22 protein-coding genes are annotated in these 23,121 nt (G+C 69.7%); 11 read left to right on the top strand and 11 right to left on the bottom strand.

Annotated features, from left to right (window positions below):
- Positions 1 to 17: 17 nt before the first annotated feature.
- From ACSHT8_RS22630 to ACSHT8_RS22590, 9 genes are read right to left on the bottom strand one after another with little or no spacing between them, the layout of a single operon-like run.
- Positions 18 to 389, bottom strand: a complete 372-nt coding sequence (locus tag ACSHT8_RS22630) for a hypothetical protein (RefSeq protein ID WP_436492907.1) — start codon at positions 387 to 389, stop codon at positions 18 to 20.
- Positions 386 to 1,027, bottom strand: a complete 642-nt coding sequence (locus ACSHT8_RS22625) for a hypothetical protein (RefSeq protein ID WP_436492906.1) — start codon at positions 1,025 to 1,027, stop codon at positions 386 to 388. The genes ACSHT8_RS22630 and ACSHT8_RS22625 overlap by 4 nt, the downstream gene beginning before the upstream one ends.
- Entirely contained in the window at positions 1,024 to 1,473 is a 450-nt protein-coding gene (locus tag ACSHT8_RS22620; RefSeq protein WP_436492905.1) for a hypothetical protein, read from the bottom strand. Before ACSHT8_RS22620 ends, ACSHT8_RS22625 begins: the two co-directional genes overlap by 4 nt.
- Positions 1,470 to 3,326, bottom strand: coding sequence for a WXG100 family type VII secretion target (locus tag ACSHT8_RS22615; protein WP_436492904.1), 1,857 nt, complete (start codon positions 3,324 to 3,326; stop codon positions 1,470 to 1,472). The genes ACSHT8_RS22620 and ACSHT8_RS22615 overlap by 4 nt, the downstream gene beginning before the upstream one ends.
- Entirely contained in the window at positions 3,323 to 3,610 is a 288-nt protein-coding gene (locus tag ACSHT8_RS22610) for a type VII secretion target (RefSeq protein ID WP_436492903.1), read from the bottom strand. The genes ACSHT8_RS22615 and ACSHT8_RS22610 overlap by 4 nt, the downstream gene beginning before the upstream one ends.
- A gap of 40 nt (positions 3,611 to 3,650) precedes the next feature.
- Positions 3,651 to 4,187, bottom strand: coding sequence for a YbaB/EbfC family nucleoid-associated protein (locus ACSHT8_RS22605; RefSeq protein WP_436492902.1), 537 nt, complete (start codon positions 4,185 to 4,187; stop codon positions 3,651 to 3,653).
- 35 nt (positions 4,188 to 4,222) lie between these two features.
- Positions 4,223 to 5,338, bottom strand: coding sequence for an ADP-ribosylglycohydrolase family protein (locus ACSHT8_RS22600; protein ID WP_436492901.1), 1,116 nt, complete (start codon positions 5,336 to 5,338; stop codon positions 4,223 to 4,225).
- A gap of 22 nt (positions 5,339 to 5,360) precedes the next feature.
- Positions 5,361 to 6,092 (bottom strand): ESX secretion-associated protein EspG, encoded by a 732-nt coding sequence (locus ACSHT8_RS22595; RefSeq protein ID WP_436492900.1) that lies wholly within the window; start codon positions 6,090 to 6,092, stop codon positions 5,361 to 5,363.
- 4 nt (positions 6,093 to 6,096) lie between these two features.
- Positions 6,097 to 7,344, bottom strand: a complete 1,248-nt coding sequence (locus ACSHT8_RS22590) for a hypothetical protein (protein WP_436492899.1) — start codon at positions 7,342 to 7,344, stop codon at positions 6,097 to 6,099.
- Between the two features lie 113 nt (positions 7,345 to 7,457).
- Between ACSHT8_RS22590 and ACSHT8_RS22585 the strand changes: the two genes are divergently transcribed.
- The 7 genes from ACSHT8_RS22585 (at position 7,458) to ACSHT8_RS22555 (ending at position 17,338) form a co-directional block, all read left to right on the top strand.
- Positions 7,458 to 10,115 carry an MGH1-like glycoside hydrolase domain-containing protein gene (locus ACSHT8_RS22585; protein ID WP_436492898.1) on the top strand — a complete coding sequence of 886 codons (2,658 nt, stop codon included), beginning with the start codon at positions 7,458 to 7,460 and terminating at the stop codon, positions 10,113 to 10,115.
- Positions 10,116 to 10,287: 172 nt separating this feature from the next.
- On the top strand, positions 10,288 to 11,106 hold the full coding sequence (locus ACSHT8_RS22580) for a basic amino acid ABC transporter substrate-binding protein (protein ID WP_436492897.1): 819 nt from the start codon (positions 10,288 to 10,290) through the stop codon (positions 11,104 to 11,106).
- Positions 11,107 to 11,181: 75 nt separating this feature from the next.
- On the top strand, positions 11,182 to 12,012 hold the full coding sequence (locus tag ACSHT8_RS22575) for an amino acid ABC transporter permease (protein WP_436492896.1): 831 nt from the start codon (positions 11,182 to 11,184) through the stop codon (positions 12,010 to 12,012).
- Entirely contained in the window at positions 12,009 to 12,788 is a 780-nt protein-coding gene (locus ACSHT8_RS22570) for an amino acid ABC transporter ATP-binding protein (protein ID WP_436492895.1), read from the top strand. The genes ACSHT8_RS22575 and ACSHT8_RS22570 overlap by 4 nt, the downstream gene beginning before the upstream one ends.
- A 779-nt stretch (positions 12,789 to 13,567) precedes the next feature.
- Positions 13,568 to 15,769 carry a hypothetical protein gene (locus ACSHT8_RS22565; RefSeq protein WP_436492894.1) on the top strand — a complete coding sequence of 734 codons (2,202 nt, stop codon included), beginning with the start codon at positions 13,568 to 13,570 and terminating at the stop codon, positions 15,767 to 15,769.
- 67 nt (positions 15,770 to 15,836) lie between these two features.
- A complete protein-coding gene (locus ACSHT8_RS22560; RefSeq protein WP_436492893.1) occupies positions 15,837 to 16,859 on the top strand; it encodes a M36 family metallopeptidase in 1,023 nt (340 codons plus the stop codon).
- A gap of 20 nt (positions 16,860 to 16,879) precedes the next feature.
- Positions 16,880 to 17,338, top strand: a complete 459-nt coding sequence (locus tag ACSHT8_RS22555) for an SRPBCC family protein (RefSeq protein ID WP_436492892.1) — start codon at positions 16,880 to 16,882, stop codon at positions 17,336 to 17,338.
- On the opposite strand, the gene ACSHT8_RS22550 is transcribed toward ACSHT8_RS22555, so the two are convergent.
- Entirely contained in the window at positions 17,339 to 17,686 is a 348-nt protein-coding gene (locus tag ACSHT8_RS22550) for a hypothetical protein (protein WP_436492891.1), read from the bottom strand.
- A gap of 78 nt (positions 17,687 to 17,764) precedes the next feature.
- Between ACSHT8_RS22550 and ACSHT8_RS22545 the strand changes: the two genes are divergently transcribed.
- The 3 genes from ACSHT8_RS22545 (at position 17,765) to ACSHT8_RS22535 (ending at position 21,809) form a co-directional block, all read left to right on the top strand.
- A complete protein-coding gene (locus ACSHT8_RS22545) occupies positions 17,765 to 19,576 on the top strand; it encodes an NHL domain-containing thioredoxin family protein (RefSeq protein ID WP_436492890.1) in 1,812 nt (603 codons plus the stop codon).
- 70 nt (positions 19,577 to 19,646) lie between these two features.
- Positions 19,647 to 19,940: a GroES family chaperonin gene (locus ACSHT8_RS22540; RefSeq protein ID WP_436502145.1), complete on the top strand. Its 294-nt coding sequence runs from the start codon at positions 19,647 to 19,649 to the stop codon at positions 19,938 to 19,940.
- A gap of 81 nt (positions 19,941 to 20,021) precedes the next feature.
- Positions 20,022 to 21,809, top strand: coding sequence for a VanW family protein (locus ACSHT8_RS22535; protein ID WP_436502144.1), 1,788 nt, complete (start codon positions 20,022 to 20,024; stop codon positions 21,807 to 21,809).
- 52 nt (positions 21,810 to 21,861) lie between these two features.
- On the opposite strand, the gene ACSHT8_RS22530 is transcribed toward ACSHT8_RS22535, so the two are convergent.
- The gene (locus ACSHT8_RS22530) at positions 21,862 to 22,146 is read right to left on the bottom strand and encodes a GlsB/YeaQ/YmgE family stress response membrane protein (protein ID WP_436492889.1); all 285 of its coding nucleotides are present in this window, start codon (positions 22,144 to 22,146) and stop codon (positions 21,862 to 21,864) included.
- A gap of 207 nt (positions 22,147 to 22,353) precedes the next feature.
- Between ACSHT8_RS22530 and ACSHT8_RS22525 the strand changes: the two genes are divergently transcribed.
- The gene (locus ACSHT8_RS22525; protein WP_436492888.1) at positions 22,354 to 23,091 is read left to right on the top strand and encodes a hypothetical protein; all 738 of its coding nucleotides are present in this window, start codon (positions 22,354 to 22,356) and stop codon (positions 23,089 to 23,091) included.
- The last annotated feature ends 30 nt before the right edge of the window (positions 23,092 to 23,121 follow it).

Below are 23,121 nucleotides of genomic sequence, written 5' to 3'. Positions count from 1 at the left end.
GCCGGATCCGGGGGGCGTCACCCGGCGGCCCACGCCGGGAACAGCAAGTCCGTGTGGCGCTCGCGGTATCGGGACACCTCGCCGATCTCCACGTTCTTCGCCCAGGTGCCCGGGTCGATCTGCACGAACCCGTCCGCCGCGGCGTCGGCCTTGTGCGGACCCACGTAGTACAGCCCGACCGTGCCGTCGTCGCCGATGCCGATCACCTGGCATTCGTGGCCGCGGTAGTTGACCAGCGTGGTGACCTCGTCGACACGATCGCACTCCGACAACGGGACCACTCGTCCGCCCCGCAGGGTGACCACACCGTTCTCGGGGTAGGACACGGCTTCGAGTTCCTGCCCCGCCACCGTCGCGTAGACCCCGGTCCGGGGACGCGGATAGGTCATCGTGTGGCCTCCCACCCTGTGTCGGCTCCGCGGTACACCGCGGTGACCGCGCCGTCGACGACGATCCGTGAACCCATGGGCACGATGCCCGGCCGCTTCCACCACTCCGGGACCGCCAGGTCGCCGCCGCCGGTCAAGCCGGTGCCGGTGAACGGCCATGGCGCGATCTCAAGGCGGTAGGTGTTCGGATCGACACCCGCGAGCTTCACCCCGTCGAGCATCGCCTGGGCGGCGATACTCACGTCCGCACGCGCGACGTTCGGGATCCACGGGGCGCCGAACGGCACCAAGAACTGGTGCGGGTCCAGGACCGGGAATTCCAGCACGCACAGTGGTTGGTTCGCCGCGAACGGGCTGCCGGGGTAGTCCAGTCGGAAAGCGTGGATCGCCTCGCCCGCCGACCGGAGGTTCGCGCAGTCCTGGTGCCGGGCGACGGTGCCGCCGACCAGGCGGTAGTCGAACGGCGGCACCGAGCCTGGCCGCCCCGCGGACACCTCCCCGGCCAGGTAGCGGCGCACCACCGGTGGAGGCAGGACCTTGACCATCCAAGTGCCGGGTGTGAGCGCGACCGCGGTGTGCACTCGCGCGGTCAGCACACGTTCCTGGGGGCTCAGCGCTCCCGAGCCGGGGATGGTCATGACTGCCCTCGGAAACTGTCGTTCGCGTGCTCGCGGGCGAAGAGCAAGTCGGTTTGGATCTCGTGCACGTCGACGAGTTCCCGGGCGGGGACCACGCGGAAGAACTCGTACTTGTTCTCCTGAACGAAGTCGTTCGCCTCCGCCCAGCCGCCGTCGTTGCCCGCGGAGCGCACTCGCAGGCCCTCCGGCGTCACGGCTTCGATCGCGACGAGTCCGCCGCGCCACGTGCCGTAGGACTGGGCCTGGTAGACCCGTTCGCACTGGCTGAGCGGGATCTCGGTGACCCATGCCTTGTAGAACTCCGCCCACGTGTAGCGCGCGGGATCGGGGTTGTCGGCCTGGGCGACGCGGAGCACGACGCGCTCGGAGTTCGGCGCGAAGATCACCGGGTAGGTCGTTCCGTCGATCACCGCGAACGAGCCGAACCGCACACCTGCGTAGGTCACGGGCGCACCCATCCGCTCGCGCTGTTGTAGGTGGCCACGAGGACCTTGCTGCCCGCCGCGTCATAGGCGTAGATCGCGGAGCCGTCGGGCAGGTTCATTCGGCCGCTCATCTCGAACTCGGGCACACCCATCGTGGGGTGCGCGGTGACACCCGCACCAGAGTACGGCCAGGCGTAGCTCTGCGAGGTGTACCGGCTCGGGTCCACGCCCGCGTCCCTGGCGGCCTGGATCATCTCCTCCTGCGCCCGGATGACCTGCGGCGACGAGGCGGGCAGGTCCGGGGTGTGCGGCGCGCCGACGGGGGTCGGGAACATCCCGGGATCCGTCGCCGGGAACTCCAGTACGTGGATGTTGCTCTGGCTCGGGCTGTACGGCGAGTCCACGTAGTCCAGCCGGTTGCCGGTGATGAGGTCGGCCGGGGTCTGCAGTACACCCGCGTCCTGGTTGCGCGCGACGAAGCCGCCCACCTGCGGGCCGTACGTGCCGTCGAGGTACTTCGTGACGGTGTCCTCGGGGATCACCTTCTGCATCAGGGTGTCCGGCTTGACGGTCACCTCGTTCATCGCGCGGGCCATGAGGTCGCGCTCGTGCGGCGTCAGCTGGCCGGAACCGGGGACCTCGGGGGTGCCCGGGACCGGGTCGGTGCCGAGCTTGTCCATCGCGCGCTCGAAGTCGGCGTACTCCTCCGGCGTGAACTTGCCGCGTACCTCGTCGCGCCAGTGCGGGCCGCTGCCGGGGCTGGTGGGCGTCGGGGTGCGGGGCGTCGGCGGGGTGGGACTGCCGGTGCCGGGGGTCGGGGTCGCCGAGCCGGTGGGGGTGGCCGTGGTGCTCGGGGTGCTCGGCGTGGCCGACGACGGGGTGGTCGGGGTCGCGGAGCCGGACGGGGTGGTCGACGCGCTCGGGGTGCTCGGGGTCGCCGAGGACGGGGTCGTCGGCGTGGCGGAGCCCGATGGGGTGGTCGACGTGCTGGGGGTGCTCGGCGTGGCCGAGGACGGGGTCGTCGGCGTGGCCGAGCCGGACGGCGTCGTGGTCGGGGTGGCGGAGCGGACCATGTCCGGGGCGTCCGGGGACTCGGCGCCGCGGGAGGCGGTGCGCAGGCGCTGGAGGCCGCGCTTCACCGCTTCCCAGATCTCGCCGAGCTTGTTCATGAGCGGGCGGAGCTTCTCCAGCGACCGCGTCAGCTTGGCGATGATGTCGGTGACCCGGCCGACCCACTTCGACACCAGCGCCGCCACCGAGGCCACCACGTGCGGTGTCGCGAGGCCCAGGGTCAGGCCCAGTTCCGCCAGCCACTGGGGCAGGCGGATCAGCAGCGTCGAGATGCACTCGGCCACCAGGTCGCGCACGATTCCGCGCACAACGCCGACCAGGACGCCGACGACCTCGACGACCGTGCCGATCGTGTCGGCGCCCGTGCCCGCGGCGGTGATGTGCTCGCCCTGCTGGGACGCGTTGGTCCGGTAGGCGTCGGCCGCCGGGCCGGACCAGCCCGCGGTGCCGTTGGTGATCTCCGTCTGATAGTCCGCCGCGACACCCGCCACGGCCTGCGACACGTTCTTCCACGTCTGCGAGTACGCCGCGATCTGGTCGGCGTCCCCGGCCAGCCAGTTCAGCGCGTCGCGCAGCGGGGCGACGTGTTCGATGACCCACGACACCGCGTACTGGCCGAGGGTGCCGAGCGGGTCGAGCACCAGCGACAGCACTTCCAGGCCGCCGCCGAGGGCGCCGATGCCGCCCTCGACCCACGAGCCGTTCTGCACGCCGTTGTAGATGTCGACCGCGGACTCGGCGATGCCGATGCCGGTGACCGCGGTGGTCGAGTCCTGGCGTTCGGCGATCAGCGGGTTCGTCACTGGGCACCGCCCGCGAAGGGCCGGGTGTTGGCCTGCTCGACGTTGTCGTACGACGAGGTGTTGTCGCGCACGCCCTGGGCGGAGTCGGCCATCGACTCGGTCGCCTGGCGGATCGCCTCGACGCCCGGCCCGCTGACCATGTGCACCACCGGGACGAAGAACTGGCAGATCACGCCGTAGGCGCTGTCGCCGAGGTGGACCTGGTTGGCCGCCTGGAGGGCCTGGTCGAGCCGGTCGTGCAGGGCGTCGAGCCTGCTCGCGTGACCGCCTAACTCGCCGGTCAAGACTCCGTATCCGTTGGGCACGGCGGGGACTCCGTTTCGATCAGGTCAGAATGGGGGGTCCGCCCCAGTCGTCTTCGTCGTCGTCACGTGGTGGGCGGGGTCGGTGCGGGCGGCGCGGTGTCTCGTCTTCCTCTGGAACATCGCCCAGCCGCATCTCCTCGACCGCGCTCCCGGTCGGACGCTCAAGATCCGGCTCCGGTTCCGGGAATCTCTGCCGATATGAGTCGACCACCGCGTTGACCGTCTGCTCGTCGTCCCCGACCGTGCGGACCATGACCTCGGCGACCTGGTCGGTGATCTTGGACTGGGCGCGGCGCATCGTCGTCAGCACCATCGTGGCCAGCTCGGTGCCCGGCAGGTCGCGGTGCTTGTCGCTGATCACCAGGTCGGTGACCGCGCCCGTCGCGTCGACCGTCACGCGCACGACGTCGTCACGCGAGGTCTCGGTGACCGTCACGGTGGCCACCTCGGCCTGCATCGTCTGGTAGCGCTGCGCCTTGGCCTCGATGTCGGCCGCCCAGCGGCGCATCTCCTGCTCGGTCTGGAAGCCGTCCCCACCGAATCGCGGCTGTGTCACACCCGTTCCCCTCTCGGACCGCCGCGAACCTACCGTCACCAGGCCGGGTACCGCACCTGCCACTCGGGGTTCTCCAGCGAGTTCTGCTGGCTGAATTCGATCAGCGCGTCACTAGCCAGACGCTCGATGACGCCGCGCAGTTCCAACTCCGCCAGCCAGTCCGCGGGAATCGCGCCCACGCCGTGCATCGCGCCGAGCAGATTGCCGCACAGCGACCCTGTCGAATCGCTGTCGCCGGAGTGGTTGACCGCGAGCAGCAGCCCGTCCTCAAGATCCTCGGCCACCAGCGCCGCGCACACCGCGATCGCCAGCGCCTCCTCGCCGACCCAGCCGCCGCCCAACTCGGCCAGCTTCTCCGGACTCGGCCTGCCCTGCGCGGCCAGCTTCACCGCGCCGTCGAGCGCGGCCACCGTCTCGGCCGAGTCCTCCCACGTGACCAGCTCGGCGCGCACGTCGTCGATCGCCTCGATCAGCTCGGCGCCGTCGAGCAGGCGGTGGACCATGAACGCCAGCGCGCCCGCCGACAGGTAGCCGCTGGGGTGGCCGTGGGTCAGCGCGCCCGCCTGCGCGGCGATCACGAACCCGTCGAGCGGGTCCTCCGACCACAGCGCGCACGGCGCCGCACGCATGACCGCGCCACAGCCCTTGGAGTCGTTGAGCTTGTTGGACAGCGTGCCCCGCTCGGCACCCGCGGCGTAGCCCTCCAGGGCTTGGAGCACGGTCGAGCCGGGGGCGCGGCGGTGGAACAGATCGGCCTCGCGGACCAGCCAGCCGTCGGGCTCCTCCTGCATCGCGTAGGACCCCGCCGCCTTGTGCCACGGGATGCCCTGGGTGTGGTACCAGCGCTGATAGGCGTGCTGCAGCACCGACGACGGGTGCTGCTCGAAGTAGAGCAGGCGCCGCGCCACGTGGCCGCGGATCATCGCCTCCAGGGTGAACAGCGTCATCTGGGTGTCGTCGGTGATCTTGCCCCGACCGCCGTAGACCTCGGCGTAGCCGGTGGTGCCGTCCGCACCGAACCGGCTCCGGATCTCGTCGATCGACAGGAACTCGACCGGTCCGCCGAGCGCGTCGCCCACCGCCCCCGCCAGCAGACAGCCCAGCAGGCGGTCGGCGGGGATCACGCGGTCATAAGGGAAATCGCCGTCCACGCGCGCAAGGCTAGTAGGGGTGTCAGCCGATCGTCTCGTGCAGTTCGCGCAAGCGTTTGCCGATGAACTGCGCGCTGCCCGGCACCGCCATGACCGACTTCTCGCCGCGCCCGGTCTGGTAGATCGCCCACCGGCCCGCCTGAAGATCGATCGCGGTGATCCACTCCGCGGCCCGCAGCCGCTTGCCGCGCTGGTCGCGTCTGGCGGTGTAGAGCTTCCCGCCGCCGACGCGCGGCTGCTTCATCAGCTCGTCGAGCCTGCGTGCCTGCGGCGGGACGGGCGCGCGCCTGCCGTAACTGTCGACCTTGCCCGGGCCGAGGTCGGACACGCGCACCGAGATCGCCTCGCCGCGCGCGGGCGGCACGTTCGGCAGCCGGTAGACGAACGACTCCAGCGCCCGCGCCGGGTCGATGCGCTCGAAGGTGACCTGGTCGCCGATCCGCTCGGCCAGCACGCCCATCCGGCCGGAGACGGCCGTCAGCACGGTGTAGGGGCCTTCGGCGTCGTGCAGCCAGCCGTAGTACTCCGAGCCCGCGCGCTGGATCACCTGGAGCAGGTCGAGGAAATCCGGGTCGACGCCGCGCGGAGTGACGATCTTGGCTTCCTCCAGCGCGCGCCGGAACCGGGCGTCGTCCTCCTGCTTGAACCGCGGCGAGTAGTACCGCTCGCCGCCGGTGAAGACGGTGTGCGGCTCGCCGAGGTTCTGCGTCTCCAGGAGGCGGTAGAGCGTGTGGACGGAGAGTTCGACCTTCACCTTGCTACTCCCCGATCACCGGCGGCGCGGTGACCTCGTCGGTGCCGAAGATCGCCTCCGGGTCGTCCTCCTGCAGGAACGACGCGCGGGTGTGCTCGGAGTCCTCGCCGCCCTGGCCGCGGCCGCCGCCACCCATGCCGCCGCCCATGCCCGCGCCACCGCGGCCCGCGCCCGCGGCACCGGCCGCGCCGCGGCCACCGGGGCCGTGCTCGCCGCCGAGCGCACCCGCGCCCGCGCGGCCGCCGGGACCGTGTTCGGCGGCACCCGCGCGTGCGCCCGCGCCGTGCTCACCCGCGCCGCCGCCGGGACCGAAGCCCCGCGCGCCGCCCGGGCCGTAGCCCGCGCCACCGCGCGGCCCGCCCGGTCCGTAGCCGCGGCCGCCGCCCTGGCCGTCCCGCCCGCCCGGGCCGTAGGGCCCCTGCGGGTAGAGCGGATTGAGCGGGTTGACCGGCTGCTGCGGCGGGCCGTAAGGCGGCCGGGGCACGTCCCGGTTCGGGAGCTGGTGGTGTTCGTTGGGCAGCGTCGTCTGCGGCGGGACCACCGCCTGCGGCCTGGTCTCGCCCGGCGGCGGATACGGCGGCGGCCGGTCCTCGCTGTAGGGCGGAGGCGGCGGGTTGACCTTGTTCCGGTCGTCGCCACCTGTGCCCGGCGGCGTCCACGGGTCCTTCTTGTTCGGGTCGATCGGCTCCTTGCCGCCGCCGTCCGGCGGGGTCACGCTGACCGAGCCGCCCGGGTCCTGCAACGTCGAGTAGTCCATCGGCAGCGCCTGCTCGTTGGACATGCTCTGGGTGTCGTACTGGCGGTAGACCTGGATGTTGTGAGCCGACTGTTCCTTGTACTTGGCCTGCTCGTCCTCGGTGTCGGTGTCCCACGGCGTGACGTCGTCCCACCAGTTCGCCTCCGGCGGGTTCTCCGCGACCGGGAGCACCTGCGCCGAGGCGTGGTTGAAGCCGGTGGCCTGCTGCTCCAGCAGGACGTGGGTCTTCTCCAGGTTCACCGCGCCGAGAGCCGAGACGTCGGCCAGCGGCTTGGCCGCGCCGTACGCCGCCTCACCCGCTTGGCCCTCCCAGCCCGCTTCGATCTTGTCCGCGAGCTGCCGGACCAGCTTGGCGCGCTCGGCTTCGAGCCGCGCCTCGGTGTCGGCGACGCCGAAGGCCGATTCGAGGCTGTGCGTGCCGGGACCCTGGGTCATCGCCACATAGATCTGGTGCGCCGACAGTCCGCCGCCACCGCCGCCACCCGCGTCGAACATCTCGTCGCCCCCGCGATCCGTCTTCCAGTAGACCGGTGATGACCTTACCGAACGTCACACTCGTCACGGGGACGTTTCACCACATCCACCGCGCCGGTCCACACTGGGGAGCGATGAACGAACACGACAGGCTCGCCGAATCGCCGTTCGCGCACTCCCCCTGGCGGCAGTGGGGTCCCTACCTCGCGGGGAGGCAGTGGGGCACTGTCCGTGAGGACTACTCCGCCAACGGCGACGCCTGGGGCTACTTCCCGTTCGAGCAGGCCCGCTCCCGCGCCTACCGGTGGGGTGAGGACGGCATCGCCGGGATCTGCGACCGCCACGGGTTCCTCAACCTGAGCCTGGCGCTGTGGAACGGCAACGACGAGATCCTGAAGGAGCGCTACTTCGGTCTCGCCAACGCCGAGGGAAACCACGGCGAGGACGTCAAGGAGCACTGGTGGGTGGTCGACGGCACCCCCACCCACTCGTGGATGAAGGTCGTCTACCGCTACCCGCAGGCCGCCTATCCCTACGCCCAACTGCGGGAGCTCGCGCAGGCCGCGGGCCGGGACGCGCGTGAGCCGGAGCTGTCCGACACCGGGGTGCTCGACCAGGACCGGTTCTTCGACGTCGAGGTCACCTACGCCAAGGCGGCGCCGGAGGATGTCTGCGTCGAGATCACCGCGACCAACCACGGCCCGGACCCGGCGCCGCTGCACCTGGTGCCGCAGGTCTGGTTCCGCAACACCTGGTCGTGGGGCCGCGACGCGCGCAAGCCGTCGCTGGTCGCGTCCACGGTGGACGGCTGGTCGCGGATCGTGGCCGAGCACGCCAGCCTCGGCCGCTACACCCTGCACGTCGACGGCGCGCCGCAGCTGCTCGTCACCGACAACGAGACCGACGAGGCGCTGCTGTTCGGCCGCCCCGCCAACCCCAGCCGGTACGTCAAGTCCGGCATCGGCGACCACATCGTCGCCGGGGCGGACACCTGCCAGGTCGTCCAGGGCGCCTCGCAGCCGGGGACGAAGGCCGCCGCCTGGTACCGGTTCGACGAGGTCGCGCCGGGCGAGTCCGTGACCGTGCGGCTGCGCCTGATCAGCGGTGACGGCCACGGCGGCGCGTTCAGCGGCAACTTCCACAAGACCATGGCCGACCGCGGCGCCGAGGCCGACGCGTTCTACGCCGGGATCGCGCCGGAGGTCTCCGACCAGGAGAAACAGGTCGCCCGCCGCGCGTTCGCCGGTCTGCTGTGGACCAAGCAGCACTACCGCTTCCGGGTCCGCGAATGGCTGGAGGGCGACCCGGCGCACCCGCCGTCACCGGCCGAGCGGACGGCGCCCGACGCCCGCAACCGGCACTGGACCCAGATGGACGTCGCCGACGTGCTGTCCATGCCGGACGAATGGGAGTACCCGTGGTTCGCCGCGTGGGACCTGGCCTTCCAGATGGTGCCGTTCGCCCAGGTCGACCCGGCTTTCGCCAAGGACCAGCTGCTCCTGCTGTGCCGCGAGTGGCTGATGCACCCCGACGGCAGGCTCCCGGCCTACGAGTGGGAGTTCGGCGACGTCAACCCGCCGGTCCACGCGTGGGCGGCGCTGCAGGTCTACCGCGCCGAGCAGAAGGCGACCGGGACCGGCGACCGGCTGTTCCTCGCCCGCGTGTTCCACAAGCTGCTGCTGAACTTCTCCTGGTGGGTCAACCGCAAGGACCCCGAGGGCAACAACCTGTTCGAGGGCGGCTTCCTCGGCATGGACAACATCGGCCCGGTCAACCGCTCCGAGACGCTGCCGGACGGCTGGCGGTTCGAGCAGTCCGACGCGACGTCGTGGATGGCCACCTACGCGCTGCACCTGATGACGATGGCGCTGGAGCTCGCCAGGCACGACCCGGCCTACGAGGACGTGGCGACCAAGTTCGTCGAGCACTTCCTGGCCATCGCCCAGGCGTCCACCCACTTCGGCTCGGCGGGTGCGCCGATCTGGGACGAGGAGGACGGCTTCTGTTACGACCTGCTCGCCAGGGCGGGCACCCAGTCCCGGCCGGTGCGGGTGCGGTCGATGGTCGGGCTGATCCCGGTCCTGGCCTCGGCGTCGCTGGAGCCATGGGTGTTCACCGAGCTGCCCGCCTTCGCCGAGCGCCTCAACTACGTGCTGCACCGCCAGCCCGAGTTCGGCCAGTTCCTCACCTGGCGCGAGGACGAACACGGCCGCCGCGCACTGCTGTCGCTGCTCGACGAGCGCAAACTCCGCCGCGTGCTGACCAGGATGTTCGACGAGGACGAGTTCCTCAGCCCGCACGGCATCCGCTCACTCTCCGCGGCCCACCGCGACGGGATCGTGGTCGACATCGCGGGCTCCGAGCACCGCATCGAGTACGAGCCCGGCGAGTCCCGGTCCCCGATGTTCGGCGGCAACTCCAACTGGCGCGGCCCGGTGTGGTTCCCGACCAACGCCCTGCTGGTCGAGGCCCTGTTCGTGCTGGACGAGTTCCACCGCGGCGACATCACCCTGCCGGTGCCAACCGGGTCCGGCACGGAGGTAACCGCAGGTCAGGCCGCCCGCGACCTGGCGCGCAGGCTGTCGGCGCTGTTCCTTCCCGGCCCGGACGGCGCCCGCCCCGCCGACGGCAAACGCGTCGAGTCCACCGACTCCCCGCTCTGGCGGGAGCATGTGACATTCAGTGAGTATTTCGACGGCGACACCGGCGAGGGCCTCGGCGCCGCCCACCAGACCGGCTGGACCGCTCTGGTCGCGGTCTTGATCGCGGGATGGCCCAAGGGCATCGACTGAACGGACTTCTTTCGGTTCCGACCGTCGGCCGACGCAAATGCTCCGCACCCGGTCAACGCCACGCAACAACTTGGCTGCGGAGATGTGACAAACGAACTTGTAGTGCACAGCACACCCACACGGTGGCAGGATGCGTCCCACTCGATGTGAACAAGTTACGAGGAGTGACACCGTGCTTCGATCCAAGCTCAAGGTGTTCGCCCTGGTCCCGGCGCTGGCCCTCGCGGTCGCCGCGGCGGGATGCGGGAAGTCGGACACGCCCACCGGGGGCGCGACGTCGGGTGCGGCGGACGCCCCTCAGCTGATCCAGTCGGGCAAGCTGCTGACCTGCACCGGTCTGCCCTATGAGCCGTTCCAGTTCGAGAAGGACGGCAAGGTCATCGGCTTCGACGTCGAGCTCGTCGACCTGGTCGCCAAGAAGCTGAACGTCACGCAGGAGATCATCGACACGCCGTTCGACGGCATCCAGTCCGGTGTCGATCTGAACTCGGGCAAGTGCGACCTCGCGGCGGCGGGTATGACGATCACCGATACCCGCAAGCAGAACTTCGACTTCTCCGACCCCTACTTCGACGCCACCCAGGCACTCGTGGCGAAGAAGGGCTCCGGCGTCACCGACCTGGCCTCGCTCAGCGGCAAGAAGCTGGGTGTCCAGAACGGCACCACCGGCGACGAGTACGCCAAGAAGAACGCCCCTGGCGTCGAGCTGGTCACCTTTGAGGACTTGGGCCTGCTGCTGAACGCCGTCGAGACCGGCGCCGTCGCCGCGGGCATCAACGACAACGGCGTGCTCTACGACTGGGCGAAGAAGAAGACCGACTACGAGGTGGTCAAGGAGTTCGACACCGGTGAGCAGTACGGCATCGGCGTCAAGAAGGGCAACGACAAGCTCCTGAAGCTCATCAACTCGACGCTGGCCGAGGCCAAGAAGAGCGGCGAGTACGACAAGATCTACGAGAAGTGGTTCGGCAAGAAGCCGGCAAGCAAGTAGCAGCTGCGGCGGGGTCGGCGCGCAGGACGTGCCGGCCCCTCCGTATGTGCCGAGCCATTCTTAGGAGCAGCACCTATGGCTATGACCAAGCGTCAACGGGTCCGTCTCACGCGAGGCATCCAGTACGGCATTCTGATCGCCGTCCTGGTCCTCGTCGCCCTCGTCGCTGACTGGGGGAAGATCCGCACGGCGTTCTTCGACTTCGAGGTCGCCTCCGGCATGTTCCCGGAGGTCATCACAGTCGCTCTCGTCAACACCCTGATCTATACCGGTCTCGGGTTCGGCTTCGGTCTCGCGCTTGGCCTGGTGCTCGCCTTGATGCGCCTGTCCAGCGTGGCTCCCTACCGGTGGTTCGCGGGCATCTATATCGAATTCTTCCGTGGATTGCCCGCGCTGCTGGTGATCCTCGCCATCGGCAGCGGTATCCCGTTGGCGTTCGGCATCCTGCCGGACCGATACATCTCCATCATGATCGCGCTCGGTATCGTCGGCTCGGCTTACATGGCCGAGACGATCCGGGCGGGTATCCAGGCGGTGCCCAAGGGGCAGGTCGAAGCCGCGCGGTCACTGGGCATGTCGCAGGGCAAGGCGATGCTGTGGATCGTCATCCCCCAGGCATTCAAGATCATCCTGCCGCCGCTGACCAATGAGCTGATCTTGCTCACCAAGGATTCGTCGCTGGTCCTCTTCCTCGGCTCCAGTCAACTGCAGTACGAACTGACCCAGTTCGGCCGTACCGAGCTCAACCAATCCCGCAGTCTGACCCCAGTCCTGATCGCGGGCATCTGCTATCTGATCATCACCATTCCGCTCTCGTACCTCTCGCGGTACTTGGAGAAGCGGACCGGCGGGCGCAAGATCGCCTCGCCGGAGAAGGTGGACGTGGACGTGGAGGCCACCAAGTGACTGAGCCTGCCGTCCGTATCACCGGACTCACCAAGAGCTTCGGCACCCTGAAAGTCCTGCGCGGCATCGATCTTGACGTCGCGTCGGGCGAGGTCGTCTGCATCATCGGTCCGTCCGGCTCCGGCAAGTCCACGCTGCTGCGGTGCGTGAACCTGTTGGAGGAGCCCAACGACGGCTCGGTGGTGGTCAACGGCATCGAGCTGACCGATCCCGACTGCGACCTCGACGCGGCGCGGCGGCGGATCGGCATGGTGTTCCAGTCGTTCAACCTGTTCGGCCACTTGACTGTGCTGAACAACCTGACCATCGCGCAACGCAAGGTTCTCGGTCGCTCGAAGACCGAGGCCGAGAAGGTCGCGATGGAGAACATGGAGCGCGTGGGGCTGGCCGACAAGGTCAACGCCCTGCCTGGCCAACTATCCGGCGGGCAGCAACAGCGCGTGGCCATCGCCCGCGCGCTGTCGATGGACCCCGAGGTCATGCTGTTCGACGAGCCGACATCGGCGCTCGACCCGGAACTGGTCGGTGAGGTTCTCACCGTCATGCGCGGTCTGGCCGACGAGGGCATGACGATGCTTGTCGTCACCCACGAGATGCAGTTCGCGCGTGAGGTCGCGGACAAGGTCCTGTTCATGGATGGCGGATACGTCATCGAGCAAGGCCCGGCTTCGCAGGTGATCGGCGCCCCGAGCCATGAGCGCACTCGGTCGTTCCTGGCCAGGGTCCTGGATCCGACGCACTCGTTTCCGTCCAATGGTTCGGAGACATCTCCGTAAGGATGCGAATCTAGGTTCACCCATTGGGCTGTGGTCGCTGACGATTGCGACCACAGCCCAGTTTTTGCCTGCGACAAGTTTGACAGCATGTGCGCGAGCAGACGCTCGTCCGTGTGTTCTCGTGGCTCGATTGAGTGAATCAATCTGATTCCACGAGGGCGCTGATCTCGCAGGAGTACCTTCAAAGTGTCGACTTCGTTCGGCGCGACTGGGTGGAAACTGAGGGGATTCAGCAATGGCAAATACTTTCAAAAGTTTGCTGGGATCAGTGGCCGCGGCAGCGTCGCTGATGGCGGCGGTTCCCGCCATCGCGTCGGCTGAGACCAGTGGAGCGCAGGCGGGTTGCTCATACTCGGCCAACTCTCCACAGCAGGCAGGTGGCTATATCTGGGGCTACGCTCCCTGGTCCTGCAGTCTGACGCCTGACGTGTATTCGAAGGCGTACGTGGAAATCTTTCGAGACGGCAGTAGGTGGCAATCCCAGGAGTTCGGCCGGTACGGCTCTTATACCTTGACGTGGGCGACGGCTAAGAGCTGTGCGGGTACCGGAACTCACAGGTACTTTGTCCGGACCTACGGATGGGACGGCGGCGATCCGATCAGCTACCTTCCCAAAGACAGCGCCACATTGACTCTCAGCTGCTAAATCTGTGCGGGCGTAAAGCTGATCCACTGTTTGGTCCGATCCGGTCGTCCCGCACACGCGGGGCGACCGGATGGGAACGAAGCGTAGCCGGCGCGCGTTTAACTCCTCGGAGCAAGATCGAGGAGGGGGCGCGATGGCGACGGCGGACTGGGTCGAGGAACCGCACGGTGTCCTGGACCCGCATGATCCCGCGCCGCCCGCCTGGGCGTTCCTGCCCGCCGCCGAGATCGTGCGGCAGGCGATCGAGCCGGATTCCGGTGGGCTGCTTCGGCGCAGGCGCCCGGCGGCCGCCCCGGTGCTGCGTGTCTCCGACCGGTTCCTGACCGGCCATCTCGACCTGCGCGGCGTCGAGTTCCCCTATCTGCTCGAGTTCGTCCGCTGCCGCTTCGAGCACGCGCCGGATCTGCGGCAGGCCAAGCTCGCCGGGATCGAGTTCAACGGCTGCGCGCTGCCCGGGCTCGCCGGGCGGAACCTGCGCAGCGACAACGATGTGCTGCTCGTCGCCGGGTCGGTCGTACAGGGCACGGTCGACCTGACCGACGGCGAGATCCACGGCTCGCTCGTGCTGCGGGGCAGCAAGCTGTTCAGCGCGGGGGGCCCCGCGCTCCATGCCGACCGGCTGCACCTGGCGGGTGCGCTGCTCGCGGCGAACATGCAGGCAGAGGGCGAGATCCGCATCCCCGGCCTGCGCACAGGCGGCAACGTCAACTTCGCGGGCGCGCTGCTGAACAACCCGAAAGGCTTCGCGCTCAACGGAAACGGCGTGCAGGTCGGCGGCAACCTGCACCTGACCCCGGACGGCGCGACCGGCACCCCGTTCCGCAGCGTCGGGCAGGTGCTGCTCGCCAGCGCGCGGGTCGACAGCGACTTCTCGTTGCGGGGGGCCAAGATGGCGCCGCGCACCGAGCACTCCCGGCCGGTCCCGCCCGACGACCCGTTCTACGACCCGAACGCGACACTGGTCGCCGATCGGTCCAAAATAGACGGTAACGTCAACCTCGACCGCGGCTTCGCCAGCACCGGCACGGTTCGCATGGTCAACGCCCACATCGGCGGCTCCCTGCGCATGGCGCACGCCAGCGTCGACCTCTCCGGCGGCCGCGAGCCCTTCCGCGTCGCCGAGGCCACTCCCGGCCCGTACAACGACCGCTCCCTGCACTTCGACGGCACCCAGATCCGCGGCGGCATCGACGCCCGCGACGCCAAGGTCGCCGGGCAGGTCCGGCTGGTCGACGTGCAGGTCCAGGGCAGTGTCCTGCTCGACCGCGCCGTGCTCAGCAACCGCGGCGGCGACGCGGTCGAGGCGCGCCGGTTCACCTGCGGCGGCAACCTCGACGCCCGCTCGGCCACCGTGTTCGGATCGCTGCTGCTGCCGGGCATCCGGGTCGGCGCCAACGTCGACCTGCGCGGCAGTTCGCTGCGCGCGCCCGGCACCTACCACCGCGACCGCTCGGCCAAGCCGTCGCTCGACCTGCGCGTCGCGCACATCGGCCGAGACTTGATCTTCGCCGACGGCCTGGCCGAGGGCGAGATCCGCATCCGCCGCGCCGAGATCGGCCGCGAGACCAACTTCCACGGCGCGCACCTGTCGGCGGGCACCAACGGCATCGCCCTCAACGCCTTCGGCGTGCGCACCCAGGAACTGCGCCTCGACGTGGCCACCCCGCCGAGCGGCGAGATCGACCTGCGCCACCTGCACTGCGCGTCGCTCACCGACAACGCGGCCCTGTGGCAGGCCGGCGGCCGGATCGAGCTGGAGGAGTTCCGCTACGACGCCCTCGGCGACCCGGTGCCGCTCGACGCCGACACCCGCGTCGTCGAGCGGCTCCGCTGGCTGCGCCACGGCATGCGCGAGGTCTACCGCCCCGGCCCGTACGACCAGCTGGCCGCGATGCTGCGCGCGAGCGGCAACGAGGAGCACGCCGCGACGGTGCTCGTGGAGAAGCAGCGCCGCCGGTACGCCGCGCTCGCCGAGGGCGCGAGCTGGACCCGCCCGGGCATCCACCTGTGGAGCTGGCTGCAGCGCTGGATGGTCGGCTACGGCTACCGCCCGATGCGCGCGCTGGCCTGGCTGGTGGCGATCCTGGTGTCGGGGTCGGTGTGGTTCGCGTTCATCCCGGTGCCGCTGGAGTCCAATGAGGACGACCATCTGGTGTGGAACCCGGTGCTCTACACCCTCGACCTGATCGTCCCCATCGTCGACTTCGGCCACAAGAACAAATGGACAGTCGGCGGCGCTTCCCAGTGGATCGGCGCGGCGATGGTGGCCGCGGGGTGGATCTTGGCGACCACGGTCGCCGCGGGTGTCACCCGCATGCTCCGCAGGACCTCTTGACCCCTTCCGCACGGCCGTTCCGCGGGGCAGGATGCGTGCACCACTCACGTCCCAGAGGGAGCACACAATGCGACGCCGTATGGTCCTCACGCTCGCACTCGGCTTGGCCGTGGCCGCCGCGCCCGGCGCGGACGCCGCGCCCACCACGGGGGTCGGCCAGATCTTCATGGTGAACCCGGTGCAGTCCAGCGGAAACCAGGCGCTGACCGACGGCAAGGACGCCGACTCCGCCGTCCCCGCCTCGGCCTACGTCACCGTCCCCCTGCGCAACCTCGACGGCTCCGGCACCCTCACCGGCAAGTGGGTCAACGTCCGCGCCGAGACGGGCAACCCCGCGCGCGCCACCGACGGCCGGTTCGTCTACACGCGCAGCCAGGACGAGTTCGAGCAGGTCATGGTCTATTTCTGGGTCAACCAGGCGCAGGAGTACCTGCAGTCCATCGGCTTCGGGTCGCAGCTGCGGCCGGTCAACGCCGAGTCGCAGGACGTGCGGACCAACCAGTGGGGCCAGGACAACTCGTACTCCTGGGACAAGCACGACATCATCCGCATGGGCAAGGGCGGCGTCGACGACGCCGAGGACGCTGAGGTCATCGTGCACGAGTACGGCCACGCCGTGCACGACGCCCAGGTCTCGGGCTTCGGCACGTCCCACGAGGCGGGCTCGATCGGCGAGGCGTTCGGCGACTACCTCGCGGTGACCGTCGGCCTGAACGCCGCCCAGCAGTACGGCTGGCCGGTCAACGCCCCCGAGGCGTGCGTGGCCGACTGGGACGCGGTCAGCTACACCGCCGCCGCCCCGCACTGCCTGCGCCGCATCGACTCGAACCTGACCTACGCGAACATGACCAACACCAGCGTCCACCGCGACGGCATGATCTGGTCGCGCGCGCTCTGGGACATCCGCAACGCGCTGGGTTCCACGGTCGCCGACCGCATCATCATCAACGCCCAGTTCGGCTTCGCCCCCGACACGACCTTCAGCGCCGCGGCCCTGACCACGGTCGCCACGGCCCAGTCGATGTACGGCCCGGCGGCGGCCGACACTGTTCGCGCGGCGTTCGCCGCCAGGGCTATCCCCGGTTTGTGACTCGCCAGTAGATTAGGCGGATGAGCGATCCCGACGCCCGCGCCCAGGTAGCTGTCGATGCCCCAGCCGACCGCGTGTACGCGCTGGTCAGCGACCTACCTGGGTTCGCGGACGTCGCCGAGGAGTTCTCCGGCGGCAAGTGGCTCGGCGGGGTGACGCGGGCCCGCGTCGGCGCCCGCTTCCGCGGCGCCAACCGGCGCGGCATCCGCTTCTGGACCACGGTGTCGACGGTGACCGACGCGTCCCCGACCCGCTTCGCCTTCGACGTCAAGTCGCTGGGCCTGCCGGTGTCGCGCTGGCAGTACGACATCGAGCCGACTTCCACGGGTTGCCAGGTCACCGAGACGACGTGGGACCGCAGGCCGAGTTGGTTCCGCCCTCTGACGATCCTGGCGACCGGCGTGACAGACCGCCGCGTGCACAACCAGCGCAACATCGAACGGACGCTGGCCCGCCTGAAGCAGGCCGCCGAACGCTGATCAGCGCGCCGTGATCACCATGACGATCAGCATCAGCGGCGGAACCACCACGATGAACTTCCACCACGGCCACGGCTCACGGGTGTACTTCGCCAGCGCGCCCGCCAGACCCGCCGAGACCACCGCGGGCACCAACAGCCGCCCGACGGCGTAGCCGAAGCCGCCATCGGACGGTGGCCCGTTCAGGGCCACGAGCACAGCGAACAGGACCACCATGGTCACGCCCGCCACGGCGAACGCGCGGCCGAACCGGTTGTCCTGCCGCGGCTGAGCCACCGGAGCCTGCTGAACCGGTGTCACAGCGCCGGATGGCTGGCCCGGCTGTTCGGCGAGCGGGTCCTCGTACATGGCTTGTCCTCCCCAGGATTCGCGCGGAACCTAGCAGGCCGCGGAACACCGGCGAAGCGGCCGGTGTTGACTTCCGGCGTGACCTCTCCGACCCGTGCCCGCGTCCGCGCCCCCGAACTCGTCGGGCGGGGCTGGCTCAACACCGGCGGCCAGACCCCGCACCTCGGGGACTTCCGCGGCAAGGTGCTGCTGCTCGACTTCTGGACGTTCTGCTGCATCAACTGCCTGCACGTGCTCGACGAACTCCGTCCGCTGGAGGCCGAGTTCGCCGACGTCCTCGTCACCGTCGGCGTGCACTCGCCGAAGTTCGTGCACGAGGCCGACGAGCAGGCGCTCCGGGCCGCCGTCGAGCGCTACGACGTGCACCACCCCGTCCTCGACGACCCCGACCTCACCACCTGGCAGGCCTACGCGGTCAAGGCGTGGCCCACGCTCGTCCTGGTCGACCCCGAGGGCTACGTCGTCCACGTCGCCGCTGGTGAGGGGCACGCTGAGGCGCTCCGGCGGGTCATCGCCGAGGTCGTCGCCGAGCACGAGGCCAAGGGGACGCTGCACCGCGGAGACGGGCCGTATGTGCCGCCGGTCGCCGAGGACACCCCGCTGCGGTTCCCCGCCAAGGCCGTGACCAGCCCGAACGGCACCCTGCTCGTCGCCGACACCGCGCACCACCGGGTCGTCGAACTGGTCGACGGCGAGATCGTCCGCGCGTTCGGCACCGGGGAACGCGGCCGGGCCGACGGGACCAGCCCCACCTTCTCCGAGCCCTCCGGCCTGGCCGTCCTCCCGGCGGAGATCGCGAGCCGTGTCGGCTATCACGTCGTCGTCGCCGACACCGTCAACCACCTGTTGCGCGGGCTCAACCTCGACACCGGCGAGGTCACCACCGTCGCGGGCACCGGCGCCCAGTGGCGCGACGGCCGCGACGACGGCCCCGCCCTCCAGACCGACCTGACCAGCCCGTGGGACGTCGCCTGGTGGCACGACACCGTCGTCATCGCCATGGCGGGCAACCACACGCTCGGCGCGTTCGACCCGGTCACGGGCGAGGTCCGCCGCTTCGCCGGGACGACCGTCGAGGGCCTGCTCGACGGACCCGCGGCCGAGGCGTTCTTCGCCCAGACCTCCGGGCTCGCCGCCGACGGCGACCGACTGTGGCTGGTCGACTCCGAGACCTCCGCGCTGCGCTGGATCGACGCCGACCTGACCGTGCACACCGCCATCGGCCGCGGCCTGTTCGACTTCGGCCACCGCGACGGCCCCGCCGACCAGGCGCTGCTGCAGCACCCGCTCGGGGTGGCTGTCCTCGCCGACGGCACGGTCGCCGTCGCCGACACCTACAACGGCGCCGTCCGCCGCTACGACCCAGCGTCCGGCCAGGTCAGCACCCTCGCGACCGGGATCGCCGAGCCGTCGGGGCTGGTCGTGGTCGACGGCGAGCTGGTCGTCGTCGCCTCCGCCGCCCACCGGCTGGAGACGCCGGTGGCCGCCGCGTCGCTGGTCGCGGGCGAGGCCCACCAGGTGCGCAGGCCGCCGTCCGACCTGGCGGCGGGCGCGGTCGAACTGGCGGTCGTGTTCACGCCGCCGCCAGGGCAGAAGTTCGACGACCGCTACGGCCCGTCGACCCGGCTGGAGGTCACGTCCTCGCCGCCCGAGTTGCTCGCCTCGGGCGCGGGGGTGGGAACAGACCTCGTCCGCCAGTTGGTCGTCGCTGAGGGATTCAGCGAAGGTGTGATCCACGTGGTCGCCCAGGGTGCGAGTTGTGACGATGACGGCTCCGAGCACGCCGCATGCCATCTGACCAGGCAAGATTGGGGTGTCCCGGTCCGAATCGCGGCCGACGGGACCCGTCGGCTGGCGCTCGTGATGGGTGGGATGGACCATCAGCCATAGCACGCGTGCGAGAGACCGGCGACCCGACCGTTAGGATTTGTCGGTGCCGGAACAGAAGCTCGAGATCCAGATGCTGCACGACCGGCTGCTGGTGCAGATCACCCCGGAGGAGGGTGAGCGGCGCAGCACCGGTGGCATCGTCATTCCGGCCACCGCGCAGATGGCGACGCGGCTCGCCTGGGGCGACGTCCTCGGGGTTGGCATGAACGTGCGCACCGTCAAGGTCGCCGACCGTGTCCTGTTCAACCCCGAAGACCAGCTCGAGGTCGAGGTGCAGGGCCGCAACTACCTGGTCATGCGCGAGCGCGACGTGCACGCCATCGCCAGCGAGCGCACCGAACACGGGACCGGGCTGTATCTGTAACTGGAAGGTGTAGTCGTGCCGGACGACCACAAGTGGCCGGGGGAACAAGACTGGCCGCAGTCGCACGCTGAGCGGACCGAGATGCTGCCGAGGGTGCAGGCCGAGCCGTGGGGCGGTGGCTTCGACGCGCCCACCGAGCAGTTCCGGCCCCTCGGGGCCGAGCCCGAGCCCGAGAAGAAGGCCGCGGCATGGCGCAAGCCCGCGATCATCGCGGGCGCGGTGTTCGGCGCACTCGGCCTGCTCTACGGCATCGACCTGGCGCTGAGCAGCGGCGAGGTCCCGCGCGGGGTCACCGTGGCGGGCGTCGAGGTCGGCGGCCTCTCCCAGGACGACGCGGAGCGCGCGCTCCGCGAGCAGTTGGAGCCGCGGCTGACCAAGCCGGTCACCGTGCGCGCGGGCAGCGTCGAGGATCAGGTCGACCCGGCCGCGTCCGGCCTAACCCTGGACTGGTCGGCCACCCTCGCCCAGGCGGGCGACCAGCCGCTCAACCCGATCACCAGGATCAGCTCGCTGTTCAGCTCCCGCGAGGTCGGCGTCGTCAGCGGCACCGACGACGCCAAACTGACCGCCGCGATCGACCAGCTCAAGGGCAAGGTCACCAAGGCCCCGGTTGAGGGCGCGATCAAGTTCGACGGCGCCACGCCGTCGATGGTCGAGCCCGTGGCGGGCCAGGAACTCGACCCGGCCAAGGCGCGCGAGGTCCTGGTGAAGGACTGGCTCGCGGGCAAGCCGCTCGAGCTGCCGATCACGTCGACCCCGGTCAAGACGAGCCTCGACGGCGTGAAAGCCGCGTTCGAGCAGATCGCCCAGCCCGCCGTCGCCGCGCCGGTCGTGGTGAAGGGCGAGGGCAAGGACGCCAAGATCGAGCCCGCGGTGATCGCGTCGGCGCTGACGTTCGAGACCGCCGAGGGCGGCGGCCTCACGCCGAAGCTGGACGTGGCGAAGATCGTCGAGGCGGTCAAGCCGCAGCTCGCGTCCACCGAGAAGGAAGGCAAGGACGCCCAGATCGTCTTCGAGGGCGGCGCGCCGACGGTCACCCCGTCGGTCGACGGCATGGGCATCAAGTACGACACCGCGTTCGCCGGTCTGCTCGACGTGCTCAAGAAGGCCGACGCGCGCGAGGTCAAGGTCGAGTACACCAAGACCCCGGCGAAGGTGACGACCGAGCAGGCGAACCAGTTGGGAATCAAGGAAGTCATCGGCGAGTTCACCACCAAGGGCTTCGCCGCGGACTCGGGCGTCAACATCCGGGTCACCGCGCAGGAAGTGAACGGCGCGATCGTCAAGCCGGGCGAGACGTTCAGCCTCAACGGCCACACCGGCCCGCGCACCGCCGCGCAGGGCTACGTCGAGGCAGGCGTGATCAAGGACGGCGCTCCGGGCCGCGAGGTCGGCGGCGGCATCTCCCAGTTCGCCACCACGCTCTACAACGCCGCCTACTTCGCCGCGCTGAAAGACGCCGGACACAAGGAACACAGCTACTACATCAGCCGCTACCCGGCCGCCCGCGAGGCGACGGTGTTCCAGGACCACGCGGGCAACAGCGTCATCGACCTCAAGTTCACCAACGACTCGGCCACCGGCATCGCCATCCAGACGATCTGGACGCCGTCGTCGATCACGGTGAAGATCTGGGGCACCAAGAAGTACGTCGTCGAGTCGATCACCGGCGGCCGCACGGCCGAGACCCCGCCGAACGAGAAGCCGGGCCCGGCGGCGAACTGCAAGGGCAGCAACGGCGCCCCCGGCTTCACGATCTCCGACACCCGCGTCATCAAGGACGCGGCGACCGGCGCGGAAGTCAGGCGCGCCACCAGGACCGTGAAGTACAACCCGCAACCGAAGATCGTCTGCCCGCCACCGGCGTGAGACATGAAAGAGGCCCCGGGCGCGCACCCGGGGCCTCTTTCGTCTGTGGGGGCTAGCGCGCGGCGGACCCGCCGCGCATCTTCGCCCAGAGTCCCGCCACCAGTGTCACGGCCACCACGGCCACGATCACCTGCAACACGATCTCCAGGAAGTCGATCCCGGACGTCTTGTCCCAGCCGAACGGTCGAGCCAGCAAGGTGCCGACGAACGCGGCCGCGATACCGGTCAGGATGGTCAGCCACCACGGGATCTTCTGCTCGCCGGGCGCGATCGCCCGACCCACGACGCCGAGGATCGCCCCGACGATGATCGCGCTGATAATGCCACCGATACCCATGTGAGCTCCTCGCTTGAGCGCGTGATCTAAACGCTTGCTAGAAGCCTGACACCGAGTTGTTGACCTCGCCTCTCGTGGCACGGTGATCAGTGGCCGGAAATCACTCTGTTGGGTGAATTTCGGCCTCAGGTAATGCGGTTGACGGCTAGTTGTGGATTGCCGGACGATCTCGCCCATGACCTACGGAATCGAGTTCCGCCCCACCAGGTGACCCGCGAGCCCGCCGCCCTCGACGCGGCCCTCCGGTCCTTCTTCGCCGCTCCTCCTGATGACCCCGCGGCTCTCGCCGCCGCCCTCGACGGCATCCCGAAGCACCAAATCCGTCGAGCCCTCAATCCCTGGCCCGGCTTCAACCGCGAATGGGCAAGGCACACCGGCCAATGGCTGATTCGCCACGGGGCGAACGATTGCGCGGTGCGACTCGGGCTTTCCCTGCTCGGCGCGACCGGCACCACCGAGGACGCGGGCCTCATCCGCACGACCGCGTGCGAACGCCGTTTCACCAGACCTGCGATCAACGCCTGCTCGCCGCCGCCTGCCCGGACCCCCGTGCGGTCGAGTACCGGAACTGCCGGACGCAGAGCGCCCGATCGCTTGCTACGAAGCCCTTCCACGCAGTTGGGGACGTTGGCCAGGTTCGCCGCGGTTGCTTCCCTTGTGGAGGATCTGACCAGCGGAAGCAGCGCGCTGCTGGATTGGGCGGACGGTCAGCGCGAGCGGATCATCACTCGGCTCCGCGAGCTGCTGGGGTCAATCCCGTGGCAGAAGGCGTTGCGCGAAGCCAGAAGCGCACAGTTCCCCGCGGACGAGTACGCGGAGACGCGACCAGATCCGGGTCAGCTTCAACTCCATCGGCGAGTCGTATCAACCGTTCCGGTGGCTGATCGTCCACCGACCCCAAGTCCTTGGCCGAGACCTGAAACGGCGGTGGTCACCCGAGGGTGACCACCGCCGTCCGCGCCGCGGGAACGGTCT

Origin of the sequence: Actinokineospora sp. HUAS TT18 (assembly GCF_051364635.1) — a bacterium.
In the GTDB taxonomy this organism is placed as follows: domain Bacteria; phylum Actinomycetota; class Actinomycetes; order Mycobacteriales; family Pseudonocardiaceae; genus Actinokineospora.
The sequence above is the reverse complement of the archived record's forward strand: the minus strand, read 5'-3'. Positions and strand labels throughout refer to the sequence as shown.

Bases quoted from the DNA above. Each gene is read 5' to 3' on its own strand.
- ACSHT8_RS22630 (WP_436492907.1), bottom strand. From the start codon at position 389: ATGACCTATCCGCGTCCCCGGACCGGGGTCTACGCGACGGTGGCGGGG.
- ACSHT8_RS22625 (WP_436492906.1), bottom strand. From the start codon at position 1,027: ATGACCATCCCCGGCTCGGGAGCGCTGAGCCCCCAGGAACGTGTGCTG.
- ACSHT8_RS22590 (WP_436492899.1), bottom strand. From the start codon at position 7,344: ATGTTCGACGCGGGTGGCGGCGGTGGCGGCGGACTGTCGGCGCACCAG.
- ACSHT8_RS22585 (WP_436492898.1), top strand. From the start codon at position 7,458: ATGAACGAACACGACAGGCTCGCCGAATCGCCGTTCGCGCACTCCCCC.
- ACSHT8_RS22575 (WP_436492896.1), top strand. From the start codon at position 11,182: ATGGCTATGACCAAGCGTCAACGGGTCCGTCTCACGCGAGGCATCCAG.
- ACSHT8_RS22565 (WP_436492894.1), top strand. From the start codon at position 13,568: ATGGCGACGGCGGACTGGGTCGAGGAACCGCACGGTGTCCTGGACCCG.
- ACSHT8_RS22560 (WP_436492893.1), top strand. From the start codon at position 15,837: ATGCGACGCCGTATGGTCCTCACGCTCGCACTCGGCTTGGCCGTGGCC.
- ACSHT8_RS22555 (WP_436492892.1), top strand. From the start codon at position 16,880: ATGAGCGATCCCGACGCCCGCGCCCAGGTAGCTGTCGATGCCCCAGCC.
- ACSHT8_RS22550 (WP_436492891.1), bottom strand. From the start codon at position 17,686: ATGTACGAGGACCCGCTCGCCGAACAGCCGGGCCAGCCATCCGGCGCT.
- ACSHT8_RS22540 (WP_436502145.1), top strand. From the start codon at position 19,647: ATGCTGCACGACCGGCTGCTGGTGCAGATCACCCCGGAGGAGGGTGAG.
- ACSHT8_RS22535 (WP_436502144.1), top strand. From the start codon at position 20,022: ATGCTGCCGAGGGTGCAGGCCGAGCCGTGGGGCGGTGGCTTCGACGCG.
- ACSHT8_RS22530 (WP_436492889.1), bottom strand. From the start codon at position 22,146: ATGGGTATCGGTGGCATTATCAGCGCGATCATCGTCGGGGCGATCCTC.